This is a genomic window from Dongia sp. (assembly GCF_041905885.1).
Taxonomy (GTDB): domain Bacteria; phylum Pseudomonadota; class Alphaproteobacteria; order Dongiales; family Dongiaceae; genus Dongia.
The window spans coordinates 125628-148874 of record NZ_JAYRKD010000001.1 but is presented as its reverse complement, the minus strand read 5'-3'; the positions used below and the strand labels follow the sequence as shown (position 1 = coordinate 148874).

23 protein-coding genes are annotated in these 23247 nt (G+C 64.5%); 2 read left to right on the top strand and 21 right to left on the bottom strand.

From position 1 onward, the window contains the following. Position 1: 1 nt before the first annotated feature. A complete protein-coding gene (locus ACH2CY_RS00675) occupies positions 2–1582 on the bottom strand; it encodes a DUF4118 domain-containing protein (RefSeq protein WP_395014791.1) in 1581 nt (526 codons plus the stop codon). A gap of 230 nt (positions 1583–1812) precedes the next feature. Between ACH2CY_RS00675 and ACH2CY_RS00670 the strand changes: the two genes are divergently transcribed. Continuing rightward, positions 1813–2052, top strand: coding sequence for a hypothetical protein (locus ACH2CY_RS00670; protein ID WP_395014789.1), 240 nt, complete (start codon positions 1813–1815; stop codon positions 2050–2052). 289 nt (positions 2053–2341) lie between these two features. Continuing rightward, positions 2342–2533 carry a hypothetical protein gene (locus ACH2CY_RS00665; protein ID WP_395014788.1) on the top strand — a complete coding sequence of 64 codons (192 nt, stop codon included), beginning with the start codon at positions 2342–2344 and terminating at the stop codon, positions 2531–2533. Here ACH2CY_RS00665 and ACH2CY_RS00660 read toward each other — a convergent pair. The 20 genes from ACH2CY_RS00660 to ACH2CY_RS00565 form a co-directional block, all read right to left on the bottom strand. Next, positions 2530–3867, bottom strand: a complete 1338-nt coding sequence (locus ACH2CY_RS00660; protein WP_395014785.1) for a hypothetical protein — start codon at positions 3865–3867, stop codon at positions 2530–2532. The genes ACH2CY_RS00665 and ACH2CY_RS00660 overlap by 4 nt on opposite strands. A gap of 19 nt (positions 3868–3886) precedes the next feature. Next, positions 3887–4657, bottom strand: a complete 771-nt coding sequence (locus ACH2CY_RS00655; protein ID WP_395014783.1) for an SDR family NAD(P)-dependent oxidoreductase — start codon at positions 4655–4657, stop codon at positions 3887–3889. A 9-nt stretch (positions 4658–4666) separates the two neighbouring features. Continuing rightward, entirely contained in the window at positions 4667–5587 is a 921-nt protein-coding gene (locus ACH2CY_RS00650) for an SRPBCC family protein (RefSeq protein ID WP_395014780.1), read from the bottom strand. A gap of 11 nt (positions 5588–5598) precedes the next feature. Next, on the bottom strand, positions 5599–6792 hold the full coding sequence (locus ACH2CY_RS00645; RefSeq protein ID WP_395014777.1) for a Tm-1-like ATP-binding domain-containing protein: 1194 nt from the start codon (positions 6790–6792) through the stop codon (positions 5599–5601). 19 nt (positions 6793–6811) lie between these two features. Further along, positions 6812–7600, bottom strand: a complete 789-nt coding sequence (locus ACH2CY_RS00640; protein ID WP_395014775.1) for an AraC family transcriptional regulator — start codon at positions 7598–7600, stop codon at positions 6812–6814. Positions 7601–7767: 167 nt separating this feature from the next. Further along, the gene (locus tag ACH2CY_RS00635; RefSeq protein ID WP_395014773.1) at positions 7768–8514 is read right to left on the bottom strand and encodes a type 1 glutamine amidotransferase domain-containing protein; all 747 of its coding nucleotides are present in this window, start codon (positions 8512–8514) and stop codon (positions 7768–7770) included. Between the two features lie 46 nt (positions 8515–8560). Next, positions 8561–9010, bottom strand: a complete 450-nt coding sequence (locus tag ACH2CY_RS00630; protein WP_395014770.1) for a hypothetical protein — start codon at positions 9008–9010, stop codon at positions 8561–8563. Further along, positions 9007–10095, bottom strand: coding sequence for an ABC transporter ATP-binding protein (locus ACH2CY_RS00625; protein ID WP_395014769.1), 1089 nt, complete (start codon positions 10093–10095; stop codon positions 9007–9009). Before ACH2CY_RS00625 ends, ACH2CY_RS00630 begins: the two co-directional genes overlap by 4 nt. A 2-nt stretch (positions 10096–10097) precedes the next feature. Beyond that, positions 10098–11045 carry a carbohydrate ABC transporter permease gene (locus ACH2CY_RS00620; protein ID WP_395014767.1) on the bottom strand — a complete coding sequence of 316 codons (948 nt, stop codon included), beginning with the start codon at positions 11043–11045 and terminating at the stop codon, positions 10098–10100. 5 nt (positions 11046–11050) lie between these two features. Next, the gene (locus ACH2CY_RS00615; RefSeq protein WP_395014765.1) at positions 11051–12076 is read right to left on the bottom strand and encodes a carbohydrate ABC transporter permease; all 1026 of its coding nucleotides are present in this window, start codon (positions 12074–12076) and stop codon (positions 11051–11053) included. 180 nt (positions 12077–12256) lie between these two features. Further along, complete coding sequence (locus ACH2CY_RS00610; RefSeq protein ID WP_395014763.1) at positions 12257–13687, bottom strand: ABC transporter substrate-binding protein; 1431 nt, start codon at positions 13685–13687, stop codon at positions 12257–12259. Between the two features lie 69 nt (positions 13688–13756). Continuing rightward, positions 13757–14863: an ABC transporter ATP-binding protein gene (locus tag ACH2CY_RS00605; protein ID WP_395014761.1), complete on the bottom strand. Its 1107-nt coding sequence runs from the start codon at positions 14861–14863 to the stop codon at positions 13757–13759. Between the two features lie 277 nt (positions 14864–15140). Further along, a complete protein-coding gene (locus ACH2CY_RS00600; protein ID WP_395014758.1) occupies positions 15141–15794 on the bottom strand; it encodes a GntR family transcriptional regulator in 654 nt (217 codons plus the stop codon). A 197-nt stretch (positions 15795–15991) separates the two neighbouring features. Then, on the bottom strand, positions 15992–16306 hold the full coding sequence (locus ACH2CY_RS00595) for a MocE family 2Fe-2S type ferredoxin (RefSeq protein ID WP_395014756.1): 315 nt from the start codon (positions 16304–16306) through the stop codon (positions 15992–15994). Between the two features lie 12 nt (positions 16307–16318). Next, positions 16319–17335, bottom strand: a complete 1017-nt coding sequence (locus tag ACH2CY_RS00590; RefSeq protein WP_395014754.1) for a sterol desaturase family protein — start codon at positions 17333–17335, stop codon at positions 16319–16321. Positions 17336–17454: 119 nt separating this feature from the next. Next, positions 17455–18459 carry a sugar-binding protein gene (locus tag ACH2CY_RS00585; RefSeq protein WP_395014752.1) on the bottom strand — a complete coding sequence of 335 codons (1005 nt, stop codon included), beginning with the start codon at positions 18457–18459 and terminating at the stop codon, positions 17455–17457. Between the two features lie 51 nt (positions 18460–18510). Continuing rightward, the gene (locus tag ACH2CY_RS00580; RefSeq protein WP_395014750.1) at positions 18511–19635 is read right to left on the bottom strand and encodes an ABC transporter permease; all 1125 of its coding nucleotides are present in this window, start codon (positions 19633–19635) and stop codon (positions 18511–18513) included. After that, positions 19625–20365 (bottom strand): ATP-binding cassette domain-containing protein, encoded by a 741-nt coding sequence (locus ACH2CY_RS00575; RefSeq protein ID WP_395014747.1) that lies wholly within the window; start codon positions 20363–20365, stop codon positions 19625–19627. The genes ACH2CY_RS00580 and ACH2CY_RS00575 overlap by 11 nt, the downstream gene beginning before the upstream one ends. 181 nt (positions 20366–20546) lie before the next feature. Next, the gene (locus ACH2CY_RS00570) at positions 20547–21548 is read right to left on the bottom strand and encodes a Gfo/Idh/MocA family protein (RefSeq protein ID WP_395014745.1); all 1002 of its coding nucleotides are present in this window, start codon (positions 21546–21548) and stop codon (positions 20547–20549) included. Between the two features lie 32 nt (positions 21549–21580). Beyond that, positions 21581–23173 carry a tetratricopeptide repeat protein gene (locus tag ACH2CY_RS00565; protein ID WP_395014743.1) on the bottom strand — a complete coding sequence of 531 codons (1593 nt, stop codon included), beginning with the start codon at positions 23171–23173 and terminating at the stop codon, positions 21581–21583. Positions 23174–23247 lie beyond the last annotated feature (74 nt).

Below are 23247 nucleotides of genomic sequence, written 5' to 3'. Positions count from 1 at the left end.
GTCACGCCTCGTCGATCCGCTTGAGGCAGATGTGGATTGCGGTTCCCGATGCCTGGTGGACCGGACTGACGGCGCGCACCGTGCCCCCCATGGCCTCGATCAATCCGCGGGATATCGAGAGCCCAAGGCCTGTACCCTGGGCATTGGCGGCATTGCTCGAAAGGCGGTGGAACTTGTCGAACACACGCTCCAGGTCATGTCGTGGAATCCCGGGCCCCCGATCGGAGACGACGATCTCGGCGATATGGAGGGTTTCGCGCAGCTGGATTTCGATCCCGGCGTGGGCAGGGGAGTATTGCAGCGCGTTGTCCAGGATGTTGAATATCGCCTGCTCCAGCAGGATCGGGTCCGCTTCGACCAGGCACGCCTTCTCCGGCAGGTTCCGCACCCAGAGGTCCAGCGCCGCCTCCGCGCGCGCCGCGCCGCAACGTCGCACGGCAGCGCTGACGATCTCCGGAACATCCGTCGACTCCAGCTTCACCTTGATGGCGCCGGCTTCGAGCTTGATCATGTCGAGCAGGTTCGCGACGTAGCGATTGGCGCGCTCGGCCTGCCATCGAATGTCGGAAAGCAGTTCGGCTGCGCTCTGCGGGGAGAACTTCGCGCCTTGCTCGATCAGGGCGGTGACCGCCGCCAGGATTCCCGAGAGTGGTGTGCGAAAATCATGGCTGAGAGAAGAGAGAAGCGCGGTCTTCAACTTGTCGCTTTCCTGGACGACGCGTGCATCCGTCATCTCCCGCATGAGCTCGACCCTTTCAAGGGCGACGGCCCCAAGCTCGCAGAGGATGGAGACGATCTGCTCCTCGAAGGCCGAAGCCCTTTCATCGAGGGCTTCGCAGACGATGAGTCCCATAGGGCGCCGCAGGGTGCCAATGGGCTGGATGGCAAGGCGCTCATTCGGGCCTGCTCCGATGCTCGGTTTGTCGGCTCCGATCTGTGTCCACGCTCGGTCGGCGATCTCCCGGAGGCCGGCGAGGGAAGTCCGCTGCCCAGCACCCTGGTCGGACGGCGCGCCTGATGCTGCCCAGCCGATCCCCTCCTCGCTCCTGAGGAATACGTGCGCGGAGCAGCCGCCCGCGTTGGCAACCTCGGCGGCCAGAATCCGGGCGAGCTCGTCGCGATTGGATGACGCACCGAGCGCACGACTCGCGTTGAAGAGCAGAGTCATCGTCGCGGCGCGCTGGGCGGTTTCCCGGGCCTGGTCGCGCACCCGCCCTGCCAGGGTGCCGGTGAGCAGGGCGACCGCGAGGAAGACGCCGAGCGTCAGCGTGTTGCTCACCGGTTCGAAAGCCAAACCGAAGCGCGGTCTCAAGAACAGGAAGTTGAAGCTCAGGAAGGCCAGCAGGGCGGAGAAAATCCCGACCGTGCGGCCATGCACGACCGAGCAGACGAGCACCGCCGAGAGGTAGACCATCGACAGCAGGCCTTGGGCCGGCGTGAAATCCTTGAGCCAGACGGCGGCAAGCGTGGCGACGGCAATGGCAACGATCGACCACATATAGGGACTGAATTTCAAAGTCCCCTGCTTCGGCTTGAGCTGCCGGGTGTGGGCGTTCTGCAATGCAGGCGGAAGTGTCGTCATGCCGGCCTAGGAAAATCGAGGAAATCCTCGCGCGCAAACCGAATATGACCCATCGGTCGTTGCTCGGCACGCGGCATTATTCGCGAGGTTTCCGCGATTCGACACACCATAAGAATATTATAAGTTTTCTATGTTCGAGACTTTCGTTGCCAACGATGCTTCCCACAATCAAGGTCGAGGCAAGGATTGGAGGCTGCGCGGCAAGCGGCCCTGCGGCAGGAGAACGCAGTTTGATTGCAATCAGCCTCGTAGAGCTTCAGCTGCACGTTGCAGCCGCGCTCGTGCCCCACGGCATCGGCGTGGAGGAAATCGAGGTCATGCCTGATATGAACGGCACGTGGCGAATTCTGCTGAACGGATCCGCCGGCCGACTGCAGGCAAACGCAGATGTGGCTAGCCAAGTGGAAGCTGAACTCGGCCTTCGATACAGGGTCCATCGGCTTTCTCTGGGTGGCGCATACGGCGGATGAGGTTCACCGGCAGGTTCCGATACCGCAGGTGCCGGTGCACTGCTGGCCCGCTTATCCTCGGTCAGCAACCCTGACGCCCTCCCTGCCCCCACAGGGAGGGCTTTTTTCCAGCGAAGCCCGCCCGGTGCCTCAGTTCCAGGTTTAGTCCCACCGCACGACGTGTGATGCCGGACACAGAAAGGCGTGATTTCGCCGATCCTGCCGGCGTGGCACCGTTTGATCTCCGCATGGAGGGTCCCATGTCAGAAGGGCGCAGGCACTGCCGGTGCCGCGTGAATCGGAGAGCAATATGGATCTCAACGAGTTCATCTTCAGAGACGACACCGCGGAAGTCCTGGCCGCCGAGATCGATAACGAGGATTTCGGCAACGCCGAGGAAACAGTGCGTTGCGTCATGCCGATCAAGACGGCGCTCGCGGCCGTCGGCAGCGCAATCACGGGTGCGTCGCATTTCCTGAGTGACGCCGCCCGGCATCTCTAGCCCGCCTCCAGATACCGCCTGACTTCAGCCGCACTGACGGCGCGCCGCAGCGCGGCGTCTTCCGCCTCGCAGACCGTCGCGAAATGCTCGACGAACGGATCGCCGAAGATTCTCCTTGCGGCGGCGCTGCCGCGGAGGCGCTTGGTTGCCTCCAGCAGATCCGAGGGCAGGCGCGGCGCATGCGGCGGGATCTCGTTCGGGCCGCCGCGCGCGATCGGCGGATCGGCAAGATCGAGGCCGCGCTCGAGCCCGTCCAGTCCAGCCCCCAGCATCATCGCCAGCGCCAGGTAGACATTCGTGTCGCTTCCCGGCAGTCGCAGTTCCAACCGCGTCTGTGCCGGAGTTTCGGCCGCGGTGCGGACTGCGGCGGCGTAGTTGTAAGGCGCCCAGCTCACCGTCTTCGGCGCCCAGCTGCCGGGTGCCAGCCGCCGGTAGGCGTTGACCGTATGCCCGCAGAGCGCGAAGACTTCCGGAACCAGCGCGATGATGCCGGCCAGGAAGCGGCGCGCGATCCCGCTCAAGCCCTGCGGGTCGCGCGGGTCGGCAAAGGCATTGCCGTTCGATTTTCGATCCTGCAGCGAGAGATTGATATGCCCGCCGATGCCGGGGAAATCCGCGCCGAGCAGCGGCATGAAGGATGCCGTCAGGTCGCGCCGGCGGCAGAAAGCCTTGGTGAACATGCGGAAGAAGGCGGCATCATCGGCGGCGCGCATGGCAGACTTGTGCCGCAAGGTCGCCTCGAAACAGCCCGGCCCCAGCTCGACACCAAGGCCGAAGAGATCTATATCCGCGCCGCGCAGCAGCGCCTCGAGATCGGCGACAAAGCCGGCATGGGCGGCCGCGGTCTGGCCCGACCAGCACCGGTTGTCGGCGGCGAAAGGGGTGAGGCCCGAGAAGCCTTTCGTGCGGAGTGAATCCGCGGTCTCGTTGAGCACGATGAACTCGAACTCGAAGGCGGCGAGCACGTTGAAGCCGGCGCGCGCCGCCCGCTCGATCTGCCGCGCCAGCAGGCGGCGCGGCATGATCTCGGCCTGGGGTCCGGTATAGTCCGCGACCAGCGCCGCCGCTCGAGGCTCGAACGGATAGGGCCGCAGCGAAGCCGGGTCGTAGGCGACCGTCTCGCTGCCATAGGGTCCTGGGGCGAGGATCGCCTCCGCGCTGTCCCATTTCGGCAATACGTTGGCGAAAACGGCGGTGTCGGCGCCGGCCAGCAGGTCGTCGCGGCGAATCCGCCGCTCGCGGAACATCGTGGCATAGTCGAACAGCCCGACATGCACGACCTCGGCGCCCAGGCGATCAAGTTGCGCGGCGATTTCCGCCGTCGTTTCCGTCACGTCGAACCTCCCCGCCGGCTCAAGCCGCCGTATAGCCGCCGTCGATCAGCATATCCTGCCCGTTCACCAGGTTCGACGCCGATGAGGCGAGATAGAGGATCATGTCGGCGACCTCGACCGGCTTGCCGAAACGGCCGGCGGGGATCTTGGCCTTCATGGGATCGCCGCGCTCGGGCTGGCCCCAATGCTCCTCGCCCATCGGCGTCAGGATCACGGTCGGGCAGACCGAGTTCACCTGGATATTGTGCTTCGCCCATTCGATGCACATCACCTTGGTCAGGGTGTTGAGGCCGCCCTTCGAGGCGCCGTAGGCGGCATGGCTGTCCTGCCCGATCACGCCGGCTTGCGAAGAGATGTTGATGATCTTGCCGCCGCCTCGTCTGATCATCGCCGGCACCAGCGCCTGCGCCAGCAGGAAGGGCGCACGGAGATTGACCGCCATGGTCGCGTCCCAATCCGCCGCAGTTGCGTCGAGCAGCGGCGCGATCAAGGCGATCGCCGCATTGTTGACCAGGATGTCGACCGTGCCGAAAGCCGCCAGCGCTTCGCGCGCGGCCTTGGCGGGGCCGTCCACCGTCGCCATGTCGGCGGCGATGGCGACGCAGCGACGGCCCTTGGCTTCCACCGCCGCCTTGATCTCACGCAGGCCTTCCGCATCGCGGCCGACAGCAGCGATGTCGGCGCCGGCATCGGCCAGCACCTTGCAGGTCTCGAGACCGATGCCCTTGGTGGCGCCGGTCACGAGTGCCGCCTTGCCGTCGAGCCCGAAGCGTTTGGTCCAGTCGGCCATGTGATCTTCCTATTTCCTGCGGAGCTTCTTTTCGACCGTGGCGAAGGCCTTCTGATAGACGTTCTGCTCGGTGTTGGGGATCAGGGTCAGGTCGTCCTGCGGGCTGGCGTCCCAGTCGCCGGTCCAGACCCCGAAGGTGGTGTTGTTGCTGGTGACCGGCCAGAGCCGCGGCCCCGAGACATAGTTGATCCAGGGCAAGGGCGACTTGGTGATGCGGTAGGAGAAGGAGCGCGTGCGGTCGCAGAGATGCAGCAGCTCCTCATGCAGATGGCCCGGGCCGAAGTAGAAGTCGCGCACGCCCGAGACCTTATCGGAGCGGACGCCGCCGATCATGTGCATCTTGGTGATGTCCTCGTGCCATGCGCCCATGCCGGCGAAGTCGCGGATGACAGCCCAGACCTTCTCCACCGGCGCCCGCATCACCCGCGAGGTCCAGACCTTGTTCGGCGCATAGCCCTTCCAGCGCACCGCGCCTTCCGGCTTCTTCGGCTTCTTGGCGGCGATGATCTTCGCGAGGTTGGCCCAGTTCGAGGCGAAGACTTCGCGCGAGACGATCTTCTCGTATTTGCCTTCGTCGCCCGGCGCTTCGTCGAAGTTCGCTTCCCATTCGGCGAAGGTCTGGTCGGTCTGGGTGACTGGATAGAGCCGGAGCGTCGCGATGTAGTTCTTCACCGGAAAGGCCGGTTTCTCGAAGTTGTAGGTGAAGGTGTAGTTGGCATCGTCGAGCGTCAGCAGCCGCTCGCGGACATGGCCGCCGTCCTTGGTGTAGAAGGAGCGGACGCAGCCCACGACATCGGCATCGAGTCCATCCTCGATCTTCGAGCGCGCAATGGCCGGCGCCCATTTGGGCAGCGCGTTGAAGTCGCGGACCAGGCTCCAGACGGTTTCCACCGGGGCTTTCAGAATGGTCGAGGCATAGGCGCGCGCCATGAGTGTCTCCGTCAGGTGATGTCTTTGAAGGCCTTCACCGCCGCCGCGGCGAAGGCCGGATCGTTGATGTTGAGGTCGAGCTCGATCAGCTTGCGGTTCCTGGCCTTCGCCCAACCCTTGCGGATGGCGTCGAACAAGGCCGCATCGGCTTTCGGATCATGGAATGGTTGGCCTTCCGCGTCGATCGCCGAAACACCCTTCAGCGGCAGCAGGAAACATACCGAGCCGGCGAACCGATTGACGCGCTCGACGATGAAGGAGCCGATCCGAGCGTTCTCTTCCGGCGTCGTGCGCATCAGGGTGACATGGGCGTTGTGGATGTGGAACTTGCGCGATGCGAACTTGGCGGGGACGGTATCGCGCGGGCCGAAGTTGACCATGTCGCAGGCGCCGACCGAGCCGACGTAAGGGATCGCGTGGCGGATGAAGGCGCCGAAGCGGTCGGCGGTGCAAGGCAGCACGCCGCCGACCAGGTAGTCCGCGACCTCGGTCGTGGTGATGTCGAGCACGCCGTCGAAAAAGCCGGATTCGGCGAGCTTCTCGAAGCTCTGCCCGCCGGTGCCGGTCGCATGGAAGACGAAGCTCTCGGTGGCGGGCTCCAGCCGGCGGCGAATCTCGTTCACGCAGGCGGTGGTGACCCCGAACATGGTGTAGCCGACGGTCGGCTTCACCTTCCACGCCTTCGGCACCTTGGTCCTGACCATCCCGGCGACGGCATGGGCGGCGTTGCCGATCACCGCGCGGCTGATCGCGTTCAGGCCGGCGATGTCGGTCACCGCATGCATCATCATGATGTCGGTCGGGCCGACGAAGCCGGCGACGTTGCCGGAGGCGAGCGTCGAGACCATGACCTTCGGCAGGCCCACCGGCAGCGCCCGCATCGCCGCGGTGACGATCGCCGTGTTGCCGGAGCCGCCGAGGCCGAGCACGGCGCCGAGGTCCTTGCGCGCGAGCAGATAGAGCTTCAGCGCCTCGCCCATGGCCGAGACCGCCTTGCCGCGGTCGGTCAGGCCGAGGACGGCCGCCCTGCCCTGCGGATGATACGCAGCCACCGTCTCGGCCGTGACATCGGCCTCAGCGTCGGGCCTGGCCGTCGAGACATCGACCAGCACCGGCTTCGCCCCGGCGCGCGCGATGCAAGCGCAGGCGAAGCGCAGCTCGTCTCCCTTGGTGTCGCAGGTCCCGATCACATAGACCTTGCGCATCGATCCCCCAAATCCCGGCTCACGCCGCCGTGCCGCGCTTCCCCAGCCGATCGCGATAGCGCTTCGGCGTCAGGCCGAAGAAATGCGAGAACTGCCGCGTGAAGTAGCTCTGGTCGCAGAAGCCGCATTGCAGGGCGATCTCCGAGATCGGCTCCTTGCTGGAGAGCAGCAGCTTGGCCGCGGTCTGCACCCGGATCCGGTTGATGAACTTCGACGGCGAGATCTTGAACAGCTTGACGAAGCGCTTGCGGAACTGGCTTTCCGAGAGACAGGCGATCCTGGCCAGCTCCGAGACTTCGAGCGAGCTGCGGTAGCGCTCCTCGACATGGGCGATCACCTTGGAGAACTGGCGATAGCCCTCGGGCAGCAGGTCGGTCGTCCCCACCGGCCGGGTCAGGCCCATCACCCCGCAGATCTCTCCATCACGATTGCGGGCCGGCGTCTTGGTGGTCAGCACCCAGAGCAGGCGCCCGGTCTCGTTGACGATGACCTCGAGCTTGTTGACGATCGGCTTGCCGGATTCGATCACCGCGCGGTCGTCCTGGATGATCTCGCGCGCGATCTCCTCCGGGTAGAAATCCCAGTCGGTCTTGCCGAGCACCTCGCTCTTGCGCGAGGCGTTGAACAGGGTGAGCGTCGCGGAATTGCATTCCTGCCAGCGGCTGTCGACGTCCTTCACGTAGAAATAGACGTCGGCCAGGTGGTCGAGGATCTCGGGCAGGTTGTCGGGCTTGCAGGGCAGGACCGCGTCCCGGTGATGCTCCCGGGATTCATCGCTTGCCTGCCTCTGCCGCCCCGCAAAGTTCATGGCCTTGCCCTTCTACAAAGCCTCGCCAAACAATCTTGCGTCCCGCGCCATAGGAAAAGTTCGCAGGATCAATTGGTTAACCCGGTCATTGACATGGCACACACGATGGTGTACGGTCTTGCCGACCTCAGGAGCGGCGAGAGAGAATCCGCCACCCGCAGGCCGCGCTAGTTCTTCCCGGCCAAGAGCTGCTTCACCATGGCCTGCACCAGCCGCGGCAGATCATAGGGGAAGCGGGCGGTGATCAGGTTGCCGTCCACCACGCAGGGCTCGTCGAGCACGGTGGCGCCGGCATTCTTGAGATCGACCTGGATGTTCCAGACGGCGGTCGCCTTCTTGCCTTTGAGGATCTCGGCCGAAACCATCACCCACTGGCCGTGGCAGATCGCGGTGGTGGGCTTGCCCGCCTTGTGCATGTCCTGGACGAAGCTGCGGCAATGCGGGTCCATGCGGAGCGCATCCGGATTCCAGCAGCCGCCCGGCAGCAGCACGGCGTCGTAATCGCCGGCCTTGGCCTCGTCGGTGTACTTGTCGATCTTCAGCCAGCCGGCATTCTCCATCAGCCGGATCGCGAGCACATGGGTGGCGCATTGCGGCGGAAAGCGGAGCCCCAGGGTCGGGTGGAATTCGCCGATCCGCGGGCTGACGATGTGGACGGTGGCGCCGTGCTCGGAGAGCCAGCGCTGGGCGCCGATGATCTCCACCTCCTCGACGCCGTTGGTGCAGCAGATCGCGATCTTTTTGCCCTTCAGTAGGTTCGGGTTCGACGGCGGGTCGAACAGGAAGGCCTGGAGCTCGCGGTTCAGCTCGCCGTCGGCGGTGACCAGCAGCTCGGTCGAGATCGAGGGGACCGGCGAGGTCGACATCAACTGCTGCATGCGATTGACGTGACCGGCTTGGGTGGAATTGCTCATGATAAATGCTCCCATCGAGGAGGTTTCGAGTTTGAGGCGACGAACTTCAACCGCGCCGCCGGTTCATGACCGTGATCAGGCCTGCGAGCACGCAGGCGACCACCGCGACCGACCAGGTGAAGCTGTGCATGTACCAGGGCTTCGCGGCGAGCTGCACCTTGCCGGCCGTGGTGTTGGGATCCGGCGGGGCCAGGAAGAACACGCCGTAGAGCGAGGCCGCGAAGATCGAGACCAGCAAGGCGATGCAGAAGATCATCGCCACGACCATGGCGACCTTCACCACCGAGCGGAGCGAGACACTCGGCTGGGCCAGCGGCAGCAGGTTGTTGATCAGGCCCGCCAGCACCACCAGCATGCAGCCGATCGTGAACAGCGTGATGCTGAACGGCTGGAAGATCAGCAGCAGGGCGAGCACGCCCAGGCCGATGATGGCGTATTCCAGCCGCAGCGCGGTCGTTGGTCCCATGCCGCGGGTGTTCTGGACCTCGTTGCTCATGCGCGCACCGCCCTTCCGTCCTCGGCGAAGACATGGGTCTGGGCGCGGTCGGGCACCAGATGCAGCACCTCGCCGGTCTTCACCCGCTTCTCGCGCGGCACCACCACGCGGATATCGCCGCCGGTCTTGGTCCGGGCATGGATCAGCGTCTCGGCGCCCATCGGCTCGATCAGCTCCGCCAGGGCCTCGATCGTGTCCTGGGTGTCCTGGGAGACCGCGGTGAAGGCGCGCGGCCGGACGCCGACCGTGACCTTGCCCGGCGCCAGGTTGGCGACCGCCGGATCGACGCTGAGATCGACGTCCTGCTGGTCGAACACCACCTTGGCCTTGCCGGCGTTGTAGCCCTTGAACTGCGCTTCAATGAGATTCATCTGCGGCGTGCCGATGAAGCTGGCGACGAAGACGTTGGCCGGCTTGGCGAAGACGTCGTGGGGGCTGCCGACCTGCTCGATCAGCCCGTCGCGCATGATGGCGATACGATCCGCCATGGTCAGCGCTTCCAGCTGGTCGTGGGTGACGATCACCGTCGCCTTCGAAAGATTCGAGAGCACGCCCTTGATCTGGCCGCGCATCGAATGCCGGAGCTCGACGTCGAGCCGCGACAGCGGCTCGTCGAACAGGAAGCAGTTGGGATCGCGGACGATGGCGCGCGCCACCGCGATGCGCTGCTTCTCGCCCTCGGAGATCTGGCCCGGCAGCCGGTCCAGCACTTCGCGCAGGTGCAGGATGTCGGCGACCTTGTTGACCCGCCGCTCCATGTCCGCCTTGCCGATCTTCTCGTAATGCAGCGGCATCGCGATGTTCTGGCCGACGGTGAGCGCCGGATAGAGCGCGTAGAACTGGAACACCATGGCGATATTGCGCTTCTCGGGCGCCAGATCGTTCATGCGCTGGCCGGCGATCACCACCTCGCCGGCGGTGACGCGTTCGAGGCCGGCGATCATCCGGAGCGTCGTGGTCTTGCCGCAGCCCGAGGGGCCGAGCAGGCAGACCACCTCGCCGGCGGCGACATTGAGGTCGGCGTCGCGAACCGCGGTGAAGTCGCCGAACTTCTTGGTGAGCTTGCGGATTTCGATCGTGGACATGACTACTTCTTAACCGTGCCGAAGGTGACGCCGCGCAGCAGGTGCTCCTGCAGGAAGAACGTGACCAGGAAGACCGGGATCAGGAACAGGGTTTCGATCGCCGCCAGCAGGGTCCAGTCGGTGCCGCGGCCGCCCGAGGACACCGCCTGGTTCATCGCGACCGGCACGGTGCGGGTGTCGGGACCGGTCAGCAGCAGCGCGAACAGGAACTCGTTCCAGGTGAGGATCAGGCCGAAGACGAAGGTCGCGGCGAGGCCGGCGATCACCTGCGGCAGGCAGATCTTGAAGAACACCTTGATCTCGGACGAGCCGTCGATCCTGGCCGCGTCCTCGACGTCGGTCGAGAGCTCGTCGAAGAAGCTCTTCATCATCCAGATCGTGAAGGCGAGGTTGAACGCCGTGTAGAGCAGGATGATGCCGGTATAGGAACCGGCGAGGCCGGCCGCGCGGAACATCAGGATGATCGGGATGATCACCACGATCGCCGGCAGCATGCGCGTCGTCAGGATGATGAAGAGGTAGGTGTCGTTGCCCTTGAGCGGATAGCGCGAGAAGCCATACGACGCCAGCGTTCCGAGGATCAGCGCCAGCAGCACCGAGACCGAGGCGATCACGATCGAATTGAAGAAGAAGCGGTCGAAGCCGGTCGCTTCCGGCGCGCCGCCCACGGTCATGACGCGCTCGAACACCGAGCCGAAGTTCTCGAGCGTCGGCGTGAAGACGAACTGCTCGGGAATGAGGCCGAACAGCGAGGTCGGCGAGAGCGTCGGCGGCACCGAGAGCGCCACGTCCTGCGGCTTGATCGCGGTGAAGATGATGAACAGCACCGGCAGGAAGTAGATGAAGCTCACGACGGCCACGACCGCCGTGCGGCCCCAGCCGGCATCGGAGACGCCGCCGTTGCCGCCCTTCAGGCCCAGCCGTTCCAGGAGAGAGATGCCGCTTGCCATGAGTATCAGCCCTCCCGGTTCCGGCGGTTGGCGAGGTAGAGGTAGAGGTTGGTCAGCACGATGACCATGAACAGCATGATGTAGGAGATCGCAGCACCCTCGGATGTCTTGTTCTGCTCGTTGGCGATGCGGATCAGGTGATAGGAAATGGTCATGGTGTCGTTGCCGCCCTTGGTCAGCAGGATCACCAGGTCGGCGAGCTTGAAGGCCTCGATGGTGCGGAACAGCAGCGCCAGCATCAGCAGGCTGCGGATATAGGGGAAGGTGATGCTCCAGAACCGCCGCCAGGCCGAGACCCGGTCGATCGCCGCCGCCTCGTAGAGATATTTCGGCACGGAGACGAGGCCGGCGAGCACCAGCAGCATGACGAAGGGCGACCACATCCAGGCATCGGCAAAGACGATGCCGCCGACCGCGCCGGCCTTGCTGTCCATCAGGATGAACTGGCCGTCGGACATGCTGTTGATGACGTAGCTCAGGATGCCGAAGGTCGGGTCGTAGTAATAGGTGAAGAACACGCCGGAGGCGACGACCGAGAGCATCATCGGCGTCAGCACCAGGATCAGCAGGTATTTCCGCAGCGGAAACTGCTTGGCGAACAGCATCGCCAGGAGGAAACCAGTGAGCATCTGCGCCGAAACCGTCAGGACGACGAAGAGCGCGGTATTGAACAATGCGTGCCAGTTGTCAGGCGCCGCGATGTCGTTGGTCAGGACCCGGATGTAGTTGGCCAGGCCGACGAAGCGGATCGACTGCTGGTTCGAATTGTAGGCGAAGAACGAGAGCCCCAGCGACCAGAGCAGCGGGAAGATGTTCATCACGAACAGCACCGCGATCGCGGGCGCCACCAGCAGGCCGCCGTAATAGCGCCGGCGATAGGCATTCACCACGAAGGCCGCGGCCACCATTGCCGCCATCGCGCCGACGACCCAGAAGGAGATCGATGCGGGCAAGGCGATCGCGGCGACGACCGAGACGACCAGGCCGACCAGGATCGCGAGGCGCCAGTTATCGGCGGCAACCGCCAGCAAGGCGGGGCGAGCGCGGTCCGGTCTTGTTGCAGGCACAGCGTCCATAAGCATTCAGCGACACGTCAATAAAGTCGGTGGTTGCAGGGCGACCTGGGGAGATCCGGTCGATGCCGGATCTCCCCGGGCCGGGAGTCGGGACTTCCGCCCGGCGAAAGCCGGGCGGAAGCCTTGGTCACGTCGTTACTGGATCAGGCCCGCCTGGGTGAGCAGGTCCTGTTGGAACTTGGCGATGTTGTCCAAGGTCGTCTTGGCGTCCTGCTTGCCGGTGATGGCGAGGTCGAACTGGTCCTGCTGCTGGGTCAGGAGCTCGAAGAACTGCGGCACGTGCCACACGTCCTTCTGCCAATCCAGCTGCGGGGCCCAGGCCCGGTTCCAAGGACGATAGGTCACGTACTTGGGATCCTCGTACACCGCCTTCACGGCAGACTGGCCGCCGCCGGCCGCGAACTGGTGCTGGATGTCGGAAGACAGCCACCACTTCACGAACTCGACGGCTTCCTTGATCTGGATGTCGGTGGTCCAGGTGGTCAGCACGAACGGCTGGCCGCCGATGTTGGACCACTTGACGTTCTTGCCGTCGACCATGGTGCCCGGCATCTGGCCGAAGACCAGCTTGTCGGCGACCTTGGAGGTCTTCGGATCGAGCGAGGCTTCACCCAAGCCGATCCAGTCGATGTTCATGGCCACCTTGCCTTCGCGGAACAGTTCGTCCGACTTGAAGATGTCCATGGTGCCGGTCTTGGCCACCGGCGGCATGTACTCGATCAGCTGGAGGTACTTTTCCAGCGCCTTCACGGCTTCCGGCGAGTTGACCACGCCTTCCGCCTGACCCGACGGCGCCTTGGTCTCGTCCCAGATGTTCCCGCCCATCTGCCAGATCAGGCCGTTGATCTGCATCGAGGAGAAGTCGTAGCCCTTGCCGGCCTGGAAGGCGATGCCGTAGAAGTCGTCGTCCGCCGGCTTGCCGGCCAGCATCTCGCCCTTCTTGCGGCGGAAGAACTCGCCGACGTTCTTGAAGTCGTCCCAGGTCATGGCGTCGATTTCTTCGCCGGTGCAGGGCAGCTTCTTGCTGTACTTGGCCTGGAAGTTCTTCTGCTCGGTCTCGTCGCAGAGAATGTCCTTGCGCCCGTAGTTCACCAGCACGTCCGGGAACTGCGGGAAGCCGTAGTAGTTCTCCGACTTGTAGGGATAGGTCGCGTAGGCATTGAGCGGGTTCGGGTGGATCGTGAAGAAGATCTTCTTGAAGTCCGGATCGGCATCGAGAAGATCGTTGATCTTGCGGTAGTAGCCGCCCTCGACGAAGGCGCCCAGCCACTGCGAATCCGAGACGATGAAGTTGTACTTCTTCTCGCCCGAGGTCAGCGAGGCGTTGACCCGGGTGTAGAAGTCGGGCCAGGGGATGAAGTCGACGTCGAGCTTCACGGTGTTGCCGGACTTCGGCTTGTACTGCTCGTCGAAGAACTTCTTCATGATGCGCGTCGGCGGCCAATCGGGAACGGCCATCGTCAGCGTCACTTCCTCGGCGCGGGCGGTCGAAACATCGGCCACCCCCAATGACGCGGCAACGCCCGCCGCCATCAATGCGCCCTTGATTTTCGTCCTGGTACTCATCTTCGGCTTTCCTCCCACGTTATTTGTTGCCGATTTTCCTTCTTGGCTTCTTGCAGTCAGGTGATCCCCTCAGGCAATCACCTGCCCGCTCGAAGCCCGGAAGATGTGAAACTTGGCTGGATCGAGAACGACCGATGCGGGCTGGCCGGGCTCGAGGCCCGACGCCGCCGATTCCGGCAGCACCATGCGCAAGGTCTCGCCGCCCGCTTCCACCGAGACCACGGTGACGTCACCCAGGGGCTCCAGCATGGCGATGCTGGCATCGAGGCCCCGCTCGCCGCCGCCGGCGAAGCGCACGTCGTTCGGCCGGATGCCGACGATCGCCGCCTCGCCGCCGGAAGCACCCTGCAGGCGCCGCGCGAAGGGCAGCGGCCCGATCGCCGATTCCAGCGCCGAGCCGTCGCTCGCCAGCTTGCCCTGGATCATGTTCATGTGCGGCGAGCCGATCTTGCCTGCGACGTAGAGATCGCGCGGCTGCTCGTAGAGCTCATCCGGCGTGCCGATCTGCACGATGCCGCCGTCCCGCATCACCGCGATCTCCTCGCCCATCGACAGGGCCTCGAGCTCGTCGGGGGTCGCGTAGACGATGGTCAGGCCGAACTGGCGGTGCAGCCGCTTCAACTCGGCGCGCATGTCGTGCCGGAGCTTGGCATCGAGATTGGTCAGCGGCTCGTCCAAGAGCAGGATCTTCGGATGCCGGATCAGCGAGCGGCCCAGGGCCACGCGCTGCTGCTCGCCGCCGGAGAGCGTGTTCGGCTTGCGGTCGATCTTCTTGTCGAGCCGCAGCATCGCCGCGGTCTCCTTGACCCGGCGGTCGATCTCGGTCTTCGCCACCTTCTCCTCGACCAGGGGATAGGCGAAGTTCTGGTAGACGGTCAGATGCGGATAGAGCGCGAAGGATTGGAACACCATGGAGACGCCGCGCCCGGCGATCGGCTCGTTGGTCCAGTCCTTGCCGAAGATCTCCACCCGGCCGCGGTCCGGCGTCACCAGCCCGGCGATGGTCCGAAGCGTCGTGGTCTTGCCGACCGAGCTCGGGCCGAACAACACGAAGAACCGGCCTTCCGCGACGTTGAACGAGAGATTCTCGAGCGCGCGCACGCGGCCATAGGCCTTGCTCACCTTGGCCAGACTGAGCGCTACATTACCCGGCGCGAAATTCTCGACCTGTCCCATCGCCTCCCCCGTCACTGCGCCGGCGGTGTCTGCACGGCGGCCATCGCAAGAGCCTCCCAGGCACGCGACGGCGATACTTCTTCATTGGGCCCTACCCTCATTGGAGCGGGCCTTCTCGTCTTGTGAGTATCGTGGAGATTTTTGTGTAAATCACTCATTTGATGCAAGCCCGGATTTGCATGCACGATACCAATGTGACCGGAACGCCACGAAAATCGAACCACTTGCCTCAAAGATGAGCAAAGCTTCACCTCAGGATCCATCAGATAAAAAACCATCAGGCAAACGCCATCAGCAGGCGCCGGCGCGAGCGGTCGATATGCTCGCGCATCGCGCGCTCCGCCCCGTCCGGATCGCCGGAGGAGAGTGCCACCAGCAGGGATTCATGCTCGGTCAGTGCCTCTTCGGTGACGCGCGCGTGGAACATCAGCCGGAAGATGTGAAAATGCGTGTGCAGATGCGCCAAGGTATCGCGCACCAGCTCGTTGCCGGCGATGCCGAGGATCTGGTCGTGCAGATCCGCGTCCAGCCGCGCGAAAGCGGAATACTTCCGCCGCTCGCGGCCGCCGTCGAGGCGCCGCATCTGCTCGGCCGTGTCGGTCAGCTTGCGCATGTTCTCTTCGTCGATACGGCTGGCGGCACGGCGCGCGGCGTCGGGCTCCAGCAGCAGTCGCAATTCGTAGAGCTCGTCGAAATGCCGGCGGGTGATCTGCGGCGTCGCGCTGTAGCCGACCAGATGGGTTTTCACCACCAGGCCTTCGCCTTCCAGACGGCCGAGCGCCTCGCGAATGGGCGTCTGGGAGACTTCAAGCTCCCGGACCAGCCCGTCCACGGTGATGCGCGCGCCTGGGGTGATCTCGAGCGAGATCAGCTTGTTGAAGATCGCCCCATAGACGTCGTCAGCCAGGCCCTTATGCCGCTGGATCGCCAATCCGCCTCCCATGTCGCGCGGCCACCTTTATCGGCGGCTCTTGCTGCAAGCACTGTCATCTATCGATAACTGACAGACAACAGGGAAATGCACTTCCCTATAAGAAATATCCTATAGGATCTAATATAGGATCGCAATAAGCGATTGTTCTCGATGAGATTTTTTGCAGTCGCACAATCGGCCTTTCTACCGGGGACTCAGAGCAGCTCGATCAGGACCCGGCCGTTCTCGACCTTGGTGCGATAGGTCCAGAGATCGACGCAGGCCGGCACCCGCAGGGCCTCGCCGGTCTTGTAGTCGAACTGTCCGTTATGCTTCGGACATTCGATGATGTTGTCCATCACCAGGCCGTCGCAGAGATGGACCTTCTCATGGGTGCAAAGCCCGTCGGTGCAGAAATATTCGTTCTCGGGGCTGCGGAAGATGGCGAAGGTCTTGGCGCCGTGATCGAAGCGGATCACCTCTTCCAGCTCGATGTCCTCGATCCCGCAAGCGTCGATCCATTCCGCCATTCTGGCCCCGCCTCAAGCTTCCTGCCGTTTCGCGTTCAACCGCTCGCGCTTCTTCTTGAAGCGCGCGTTCATCAGCGCCTCGCCTTCCTTGCTGCCGTCGTGCCAGGTGCCGAGCCACCTGTCGAGCGGGATCAGCCCGTCGCCGCCGTAGTTCACTTCGAAGAACTTGTGGTGCAGGTAGTGGGCATAGGCGTGGCTTCTGAGCTTCCACCTGCCGCCGAGCGCGAGATGGTCGAAGCCGATATGCCCGTTGATCGCGCCGAAGCCGGCGAGATGCAGCTGGAACAGCGCCAGGACCGGGTTGGACGGGATGACCAGGTGCCAGAGAGCGACCGCGTGATAGATGAAGCCCTCCACCGGATGCATCGACAGCGACGACCAGGGCGAGGGGTTGATCGAGTTGTGGTGCACCGAATGCACCCACTTGTAGAGCGGCGGCGTGTGGATCAGCCGGTGGATCACGAAGAAGTGCACCTCGTGCAGCATCGGCGCGAAGAAGGCGAGTGCGGCGAGATAGACCGGGTGGTCCACCCAGCGCAGCCAGGGCACCGCCCCGGTCGCGAAGCACCAGAGGAACAGCACCTCGACGAGGGTCCAGAGCGGGATGCTGAACAGGAAGCAGCGCAGGGCATTGTCGAGATTCTGGCTCTTGAACCAGAACACGTCGGACGGCTGCTCGGCCGGAAAGCGGCCGTTATACTTGAACTGCGTCCCCTGCTTCCGGCGGACATAGAAGAAGAACTCGATCGCGCCGTACATGACGAAGATCGCCGCGGCATTCACGAGATAGAGCCGGAGCGCCCAGTCCCAGCTCAGAGTCTTCATCGCCTCGACCTCGGGCACGACCCAATACCAGTAGGCCAGCGCCGTCGCCATGTGGAAGGCGTTCCAGGGGAAGAGGTATCCCGGCAGCCATTTCAGGATGGCAACGGGACTGAGCGGCCAATGCCAATAGGGCGGCAGCTCCAGTCGAGCGGCCGGCTTCCAGTCGCCGCGCTTGTCCCTTGTGCCGAATGCCAGATCGTCCATCGATCCATCACCGCTTCGCCGTGCAATCACGGTGCGCCAACGACCCGGTCCTGACAATTGAAAAAGAAACGGCGGGCGCCTTTCGGTGCCCGCCGCTGAGGATGAGAGATTGCGCCGGCTTACTTGCCGATGCAGGTATCGACGGTCTCCGGCGTGCAGACGTCGAGGCCGGTATAGGTGGGATCGGCCGGCGCCGCCTTGCCGTTCTTCATGTCGTTCAGGAACAGCATGGTCTTGTAGCCCATCTCGAAGGGACGCTGGCCGACCTGACCGAGGGACAGGCCTTCCTTCATCTGATCGATCTGGACCGGCAGGGTGTCGGCGACCACCAGGGCCAGCGACTTGTCGGCGATCTGGCCCTTGTAGGGCTCGACCGCCGCGCGGTTCGCATCAGGAATGAACTGCGGGAAGCCGCCGGTCGGGATGAACGCATCCAGCTTCGGATTCTTCGCCATGATGTCCTGGAACTGCTGCACCGAACGCGGGAAGTCGTCGTCGGTGTAGAGCGGGCAGCCGTCGATCTCGGTCCAGCCGTTCTGGCCGGTCAGACGATCGCCGGGCGAGGCCGCCGACTTCTTTCCGGCGAGCGTGTCGCGGATGCCCTGCATGCGCTCGTTGTGGTTGGCCGCGGCCGCACCACCCGACTGGATGCAGATCGTGCCACCCTTGGGCTTGGCGGCCTGGGCGAGCTTCGCCAGGTTCACGCCGATCTCGTAGTTGTGCGTACCGACATAGGCGACGCGCAGATCCTTGTTCTCCGGCAGCAGGTCGGAGTCCCAGGTCAGCACCGGAATGCCGGCGTCCTTGGCAGCCTGCAGCGCCACCGCCATGGCGGCCGCGTTGGAGGGCGACACGGCGATGCCGTCGACCTTCTTGGCGACCAGATCCTGGACGATGGTCACCTGCTCGTCGCCGCCGCCATGCTCGCCGGGGCCGATATACATGCACTCGAACGCGCCGTTGGATTCCGCCTCGGCCTTCTTGCAGCCGTCGCGGGCCTGATCGAAGAACGGGTTGTTCATGTTCTTCGGCACCAGCGCGAAGACGAACTTCGCCTGGGCGCCGCTCGCGGCCATCATCATCGCCCCAAAGGCAACGGCCGTCGTCAAAAGCAGCTTCTTCATGAGGTCTCCTCCCAGATTCATGTTTTCACTGTTTGCCGCAGTGAACCGGTCCTAACGGTGCTTCTTGTGGAACCAGTTGCCGAACACGGTCGACACGAATGACCGGTCGGTGGTCAGCATTCCGAGAAGCACCGCGAGAACGATGAAGGCGCCGACGAAGGCACCCTGCCAATTGGAATCGATGCCGGCCATCAGCAGCGCATTGCGGATCACCTCCAGCAGCGCCGAGCCGACGATGGCGCCATAGGCCGTGCCCGCCCCGCCCATTAGGTTGGCGCCGCCGATCACCGTCGCCGCGATCACGCGGAGTTCGTAGCCGGTGCCCATGGCGTTGATGGCCGAGCCGTTGTAGCCGAGCAGCAGCAATGACGCGACCGCAGCGGTGAAGGCCGAGAAGACATAGGTCTGGAACTTGATCCAGTTGACCGGGACACCGGTCATCCGCGCGGCCGGCTCGTTGCCGCCGATCGCGAAGAGATGACGGCCCCAGGCGGTGAAGTTGAACACGAAGCCGACGAACAGCGCGATCAGCACCATGATCCAGAAATGCGAGGAGATTTCCGGCACCCAGGCCGGCGCCCAGCCGGCCGGCTCGCGCAGCGGCCACTTCGCCTGGCCGATCGCCTTCACGATCGGCGCATGGTGTCCAAACTTGTAGAGCATCTGATTCTGCGAGAAGACGACGGCCAGGGACCGCGCCAGCGACAGCATGCCCAAAGTCACCACGAAAGAGGGCATGCCGACATAGGCTACGAAGAATCCATTGACCGCGCCGCAGATCAGTCCGGTCAACATCCCCATGGCGAAGGCGACGTACCAGGCATAATCCCAGGTCAGGAACAGGCCGGCGACGATCGCGACCAGGCCCATCACCGAGCCGACCGAGAGGTCGATGCCGCCGGTGATGATCACCATTGTCATGCCGATCGCCATGATGCCGAACGGCGCGAAGTTCCGCGCGATGTTGCCGACGTTGTTCGAGGTGCCGAAGGTTGGCTCGGCGGCGACCATCACCATGATCAGGATGAACAGCGCCACCGTCACCCAGAAGGGCTGGCTGCCGAACAGTTTCTTGGCGAGCGTCTGCTCCTTGTTGCCGACGACGTCGGAGATCGACGCGTGGTCGGATTCGATCGCGGCGGCTTCCCCCCTTGGCGTAACATTGTCAGGCGGCACGAATGGCTCCCGTGATCAATCCGGTGATTTCCTCCGGCGAGGTGTGGTGCGTGTCCTTGTCGGCGACCTTGGAGCCGCGCCGGAGCACGATGATGCGATCGCAGACCGCGAACACGTCGGGCATGCGGTGGCTGATCAGGATGACCGAGACGCCCTGCGCCTTCATCCGGCGAATGAGGCCGAGCACCTCGGCCACCTGTCGCACCGAGATCGCCGCGGTCGGTTCGTCCATCAGCACGATCTTCGCCTGGGAAAGCCTGGTGCGGGCGATGGCGACCGCCTGGCGTTGGCCGCCGGACATCTTCTTCACCAGATCGTGCGGCCGCGTCTCCGATTTCAGTTCCTGAAAGAGCTCGCCGGAGCGGTCGATCATCGCCTTCTTGTCGAGCACGCGAAAGGGCCAGATACCCTTCTTCACCTCGCGTCCGAGAAACACGTTCTGCGCCGCGGTCAGGTTGTCGGCCAAAGCGAGATCCTGATAGACGACCTCGATGCCCCTGGCCCGCGCATCGACCGGCCTGTGGAAGTGGCAGACCTCGTCCTCGACCGCGATCTCGCCATGGGTCGGGCGGAAGTTGCCGGCGATGATCTTGACCATCGTCGACTTGCCGGCGCCGTTGTCGCCCATCAGCCCGACGACCTCGCCCTCGCCGACAGAAAAGCTCAGGTCCGTCAGCGCGTGGATGGCGCCGAAATGCATCGAGATGTTGCGAATGTCGAGCAACGCCACGCCGATCCTCCCTATCCGCTCGCGGCTCTGACGGCTGCTTCGCGGGGTAGCAACTTTTTATTGCACTCGGGCCATGCCCGCAAGGACTGGCCGACCGGTGCAGGCCTTATAGTATGACTTAATCTTCGGCAAAGGGAAGCGTTTACGGCCCGGGCGATGCGCCAAGCCGATCAAATGTCCATCAGCGATAGAGTGCAGGCTGGTCGGCCAGTTCGATCGCGACGCGCCGGCCCTCGGCCAGCGACAGCAATCCGGCTTCGGCCACCGCACTGGCCGCGTAACCGTCCCAGGCGCTGGCGCCCGCGCTGCCGCCATGCCCGATCGAATTAATCCAGGCCTGCGCCTGCAGCCGATAGGCATCGGCGAAACGCGGGCGCCAATCGACCGGATAGGCGGTGCCCTGAATTAATTCGGCATTGGTCTCGGTGCGCAGCGGCGCACGCAGCGCGATGGTTCCCTTCTCGCAAACCAGCTCGCCGCGCACGTCGTAGCCATAGGCCGCGTCGTTGAAGACCTCGATGGTCACCAGCTGCCCGGTTGCGGATTCCAGAACCAGGTAGACCGGGGCGCCGGGAGAGCTGCCCTTCGCCGGTTTCGGGCGAAAAACCGAGATGCCGGTCAGCTCCGCGTCAAGCATCCAGCGCGCGATGTCGAACTCGTGCACCGCCGAGTTGCTGACCGCCATCTTGGAATCGAACCAGCTCGGCGCCGCGACATTGCGATGGATGCAATGGAACATCAGCGCTGAGCCAAGACGGCCGGACCTCAGCCCCGCCTTCATCTCGGCATAGGACGGGTCGAAGCGGCGCATATAACCGATCTGCACCAGCCGGCGTCCGCTCTTCGCCTCGGCCGCGAGCACCTCGAGACATTCGCCCGGCGTCGGCGCCAGCGGCTTCTCGCAGAGCACCGGCTTGCCGGCGGCAATGGCGGCGAGGGTCAGATCCTTGTGGGTCTGGTCCGGCGAAGCGACCAGGACCGCATCGACCGCGGCATCCTGGATCAAGGCGACGGCGTCGGCGAAGACCTTGGCGGCGCCGGTTTCATCGGCAATGGATCTGGCGCGCGCCGGATCGGCATCGTAGATCGCCCCGATCGTAGCGCCGGGTACCTGCGTCGCGAGAATCCGCGCATGGTCCGATCCCATCACGCCGACACCGATGATCCCAACCCTTACGCTCACCCGCCTTCTCCCTCGCCATGATCGCGGGGGTACTAAACCGCAGGCGTGGCGGGCTGTCCATGCGCGTCTGGTTCGAGCGCGAGGCAGTGATCCAGGCGGCGCTGGATCGCCTCCGCGCCGGAGACACCCAGGGCCAGCGCGCGCCGATAGTCGATGATGGCTTCGCGCCGGCGCTCCAGGGATTCGAGGACGCGCCCGCGATTATAGAGAGTCTCCGCATCCTCGCGCAGCACAAGGGCGTGATCGAGATCCTGCAGTGCCGCTTCGGCATCGCGCTGGCGGAAGCGGATGGTGGCGCGGTTGGCCCAGGCATCCGCGAGCCGTGGATCCGCCGCGATCGAAAGCGAGAAGTTCCGCTCGGCCTCGGCGAGATCACCCGACTCCATGGCGATGAGCCCGCGCAGGCAGAAGGCATGCGCCCGGCTCTCGACATGCGCCGGATTCAACACCAGCACCCGTTCGTAGTCGCGCAAGGCGGCGTCGCGATCGCCGAGCGCGAGGTGAACCTGTGCGCGGTTGAAATGCGGCTCCCAATAGGGCGGGCTCCAGCGCAAAGCGGCGGAGTAGTCCGCCAGCGCCGCCGCATGCCGGCCGGCGCGTTGCTGCAACAAGCCGCGATCGAAATAGGCCTCGCCGCTGCTCGGCTCGAAGCGGAGCAGCCGGGTGAGGTCCTCGATCGCGCGCTCCGGCTGCTTCATGGCGCGATGCAGCTTCGCCCGGTTGTGCAGCAGGATGCTGCATTCGAACGCAAAGCGCTGCGGCGCCTCACGTTCCATCAGCGCCAGCCCGGCATCCAGCAGATCGCGGGCGGCGTCCTGCCGTCCCTTGCGCATCTCGACCAGGGCCATGGTGTTCATCAGGAAGGCGCGGTTGACGCTGCGGGTCTCCGACGCCGGCAGGCGTTCCGTATATTCCAGCGACCGCTCGATCCAGGCCTTGGCCGCGTCGTAGTCGTGGCGCGCGCGGTCGTAGAGCCGCGCATTCAGGATCGCCATCGCATAGGTGACATGGGCGAGGATTGCCGGCTCCGGCGCCCGCGCCTGCACTTCGGCGCAGATCGCCTCGGCTTCCGGGATGCGGTCGAGCAGCAACCGCGCGAACAGCATGTTGCGGGTGAGCTTGCCCCAATCTTCGACCCGTGCGGCGTCGAGCCGGGTCCGCCCGAGCGCCGCCCATTCCAGCGCCGCATCGTAATTGGCCATGCGCATGGCGAGGTCGGAGGCGCGCAGCAGAAGCGTTGCGCCATCGACGACATCCTCGAAATCGCTGCCGCGCCAGAGCGCGCTGCCAGCGAGAAGGAAACCGCGTGCGCCGACGACGAGATCGCCGCTCTCATCACCCTGTTCGCAGATGATCTTCAGCCGGTCGGGATCGCAGCGTTGTCGCAGAATGTCGATGATTTCGCAGTCGGTCGGGTCGGCCGCATCCGCATGCGTGAACGCCACGGAGAGCCGCGTTGCGGCCCGATCCAGGAAGGCTTGCAGGAAATCGGCGACCCCGTGGGCCGTGCGTTGGCTCCAGGCGCTGGGATTGCCTTCGCGCGAGAAGCGGAAGGAATCCCGGAGCGCGGTCGGAACGGGAAACTGCGCGCTGATTTCCGGCGCGACCAGGAGGAGCGATAGCAAGTGATCGCCGGCGAGCGCTGCGCCCGCGGGCTGCGTGCAGACGAAGCGCACCAGGGCGCCGGCAGCCGTGTAAG

Coding starts and splice junctions, on each gene's coding strand:
- ACH2CY_RS00675 (WP_395014791.1), bottom strand. CDS start 1,582: ATGACGACACTTCCGCCTGCATTGCAGAACGCCCACACCCGGCAGCTC.
- ACH2CY_RS00665 (WP_395014788.1), top strand. CDS start 2,342: ATGGATCTCAACGAGTTCATCTTCAGAGACGACACCGCGGAAGTCCTG.
- ACH2CY_RS00655 (WP_395014783.1), bottom strand. CDS start 4,657: ATGGCCGACTGGACCAAACGCTTCGGGCTCGACGGCAAGGCGGCACTC.
- ACH2CY_RS00650 (WP_395014780.1), bottom strand. CDS start 5,587: ATGGCGCGCGCCTATGCCTCGACCATTCTGAAAGCCCCGGTGGAAACC.
- ACH2CY_RS00645 (WP_395014777.1), bottom strand. CDS start 6,792: ATGCGCAAGGTCTATGTGATCGGGACCTGCGACACCAAGGGAGACGAG.
- ACH2CY_RS00640 (WP_395014775.1), bottom strand. CDS start 7,600: ATGAACTTTGCGGGGCGGCAGAGGCAGGCAAGCGATGAATCCCGGGAG.
- ACH2CY_RS00635 (WP_395014773.1), bottom strand. CDS start 8,514: ATGAGCAATTCCACCCAAGCCGGTCACGTCAATCGCATGCAGCAGTTG.
- ACH2CY_RS00630 (WP_395014770.1), bottom strand. CDS start 9,010: ATGAGCAACGAGGTCCAGAACACCCGCGGCATGGGACCAACGACCGCG.
- ACH2CY_RS00625 (WP_395014769.1), bottom strand. CDS start 10,095: ATGTCCACGATCGAAATCCGCAAGCTCACCAAGAAGTTCGGCGACTTC.
- ACH2CY_RS00620 (WP_395014767.1), bottom strand. CDS start 11,045: ATGGCAAGCGGCATCTCTCTCCTGGAACGGCTGGGCCTGAAGGGCGGC.
- ACH2CY_RS00610 (WP_395014763.1), bottom strand. CDS start 13,687: ATGAGTACCAGGACGAAAATCAAGGGCGCATTGATGGCGGCGGGCGTT.
- ACH2CY_RS00605 (WP_395014761.1), bottom strand. CDS start 14,863: ATGGGACAGGTCGAGAATTTCGCGCCGGGTAATGTAGCGCTCAGTCTG.
- ACH2CY_RS00595 (WP_395014756.1), bottom strand. CDS start 16,306: ATGGCGGAATGGATCGACGCTTGCGGGATCGAGGACATCGAGCTGGAA.
- ACH2CY_RS00590 (WP_395014754.1), bottom strand. CDS start 17,335: ATGGACGATCTGGCATTCGGCACAAGGGACAAGCGCGGCGACTGGAAG.
- ACH2CY_RS00585 (WP_395014752.1), bottom strand. CDS start 18,459: ATGAAGAAGCTGCTTTTGACGACGGCCGTTGCCTTTGGGGCGATGATG.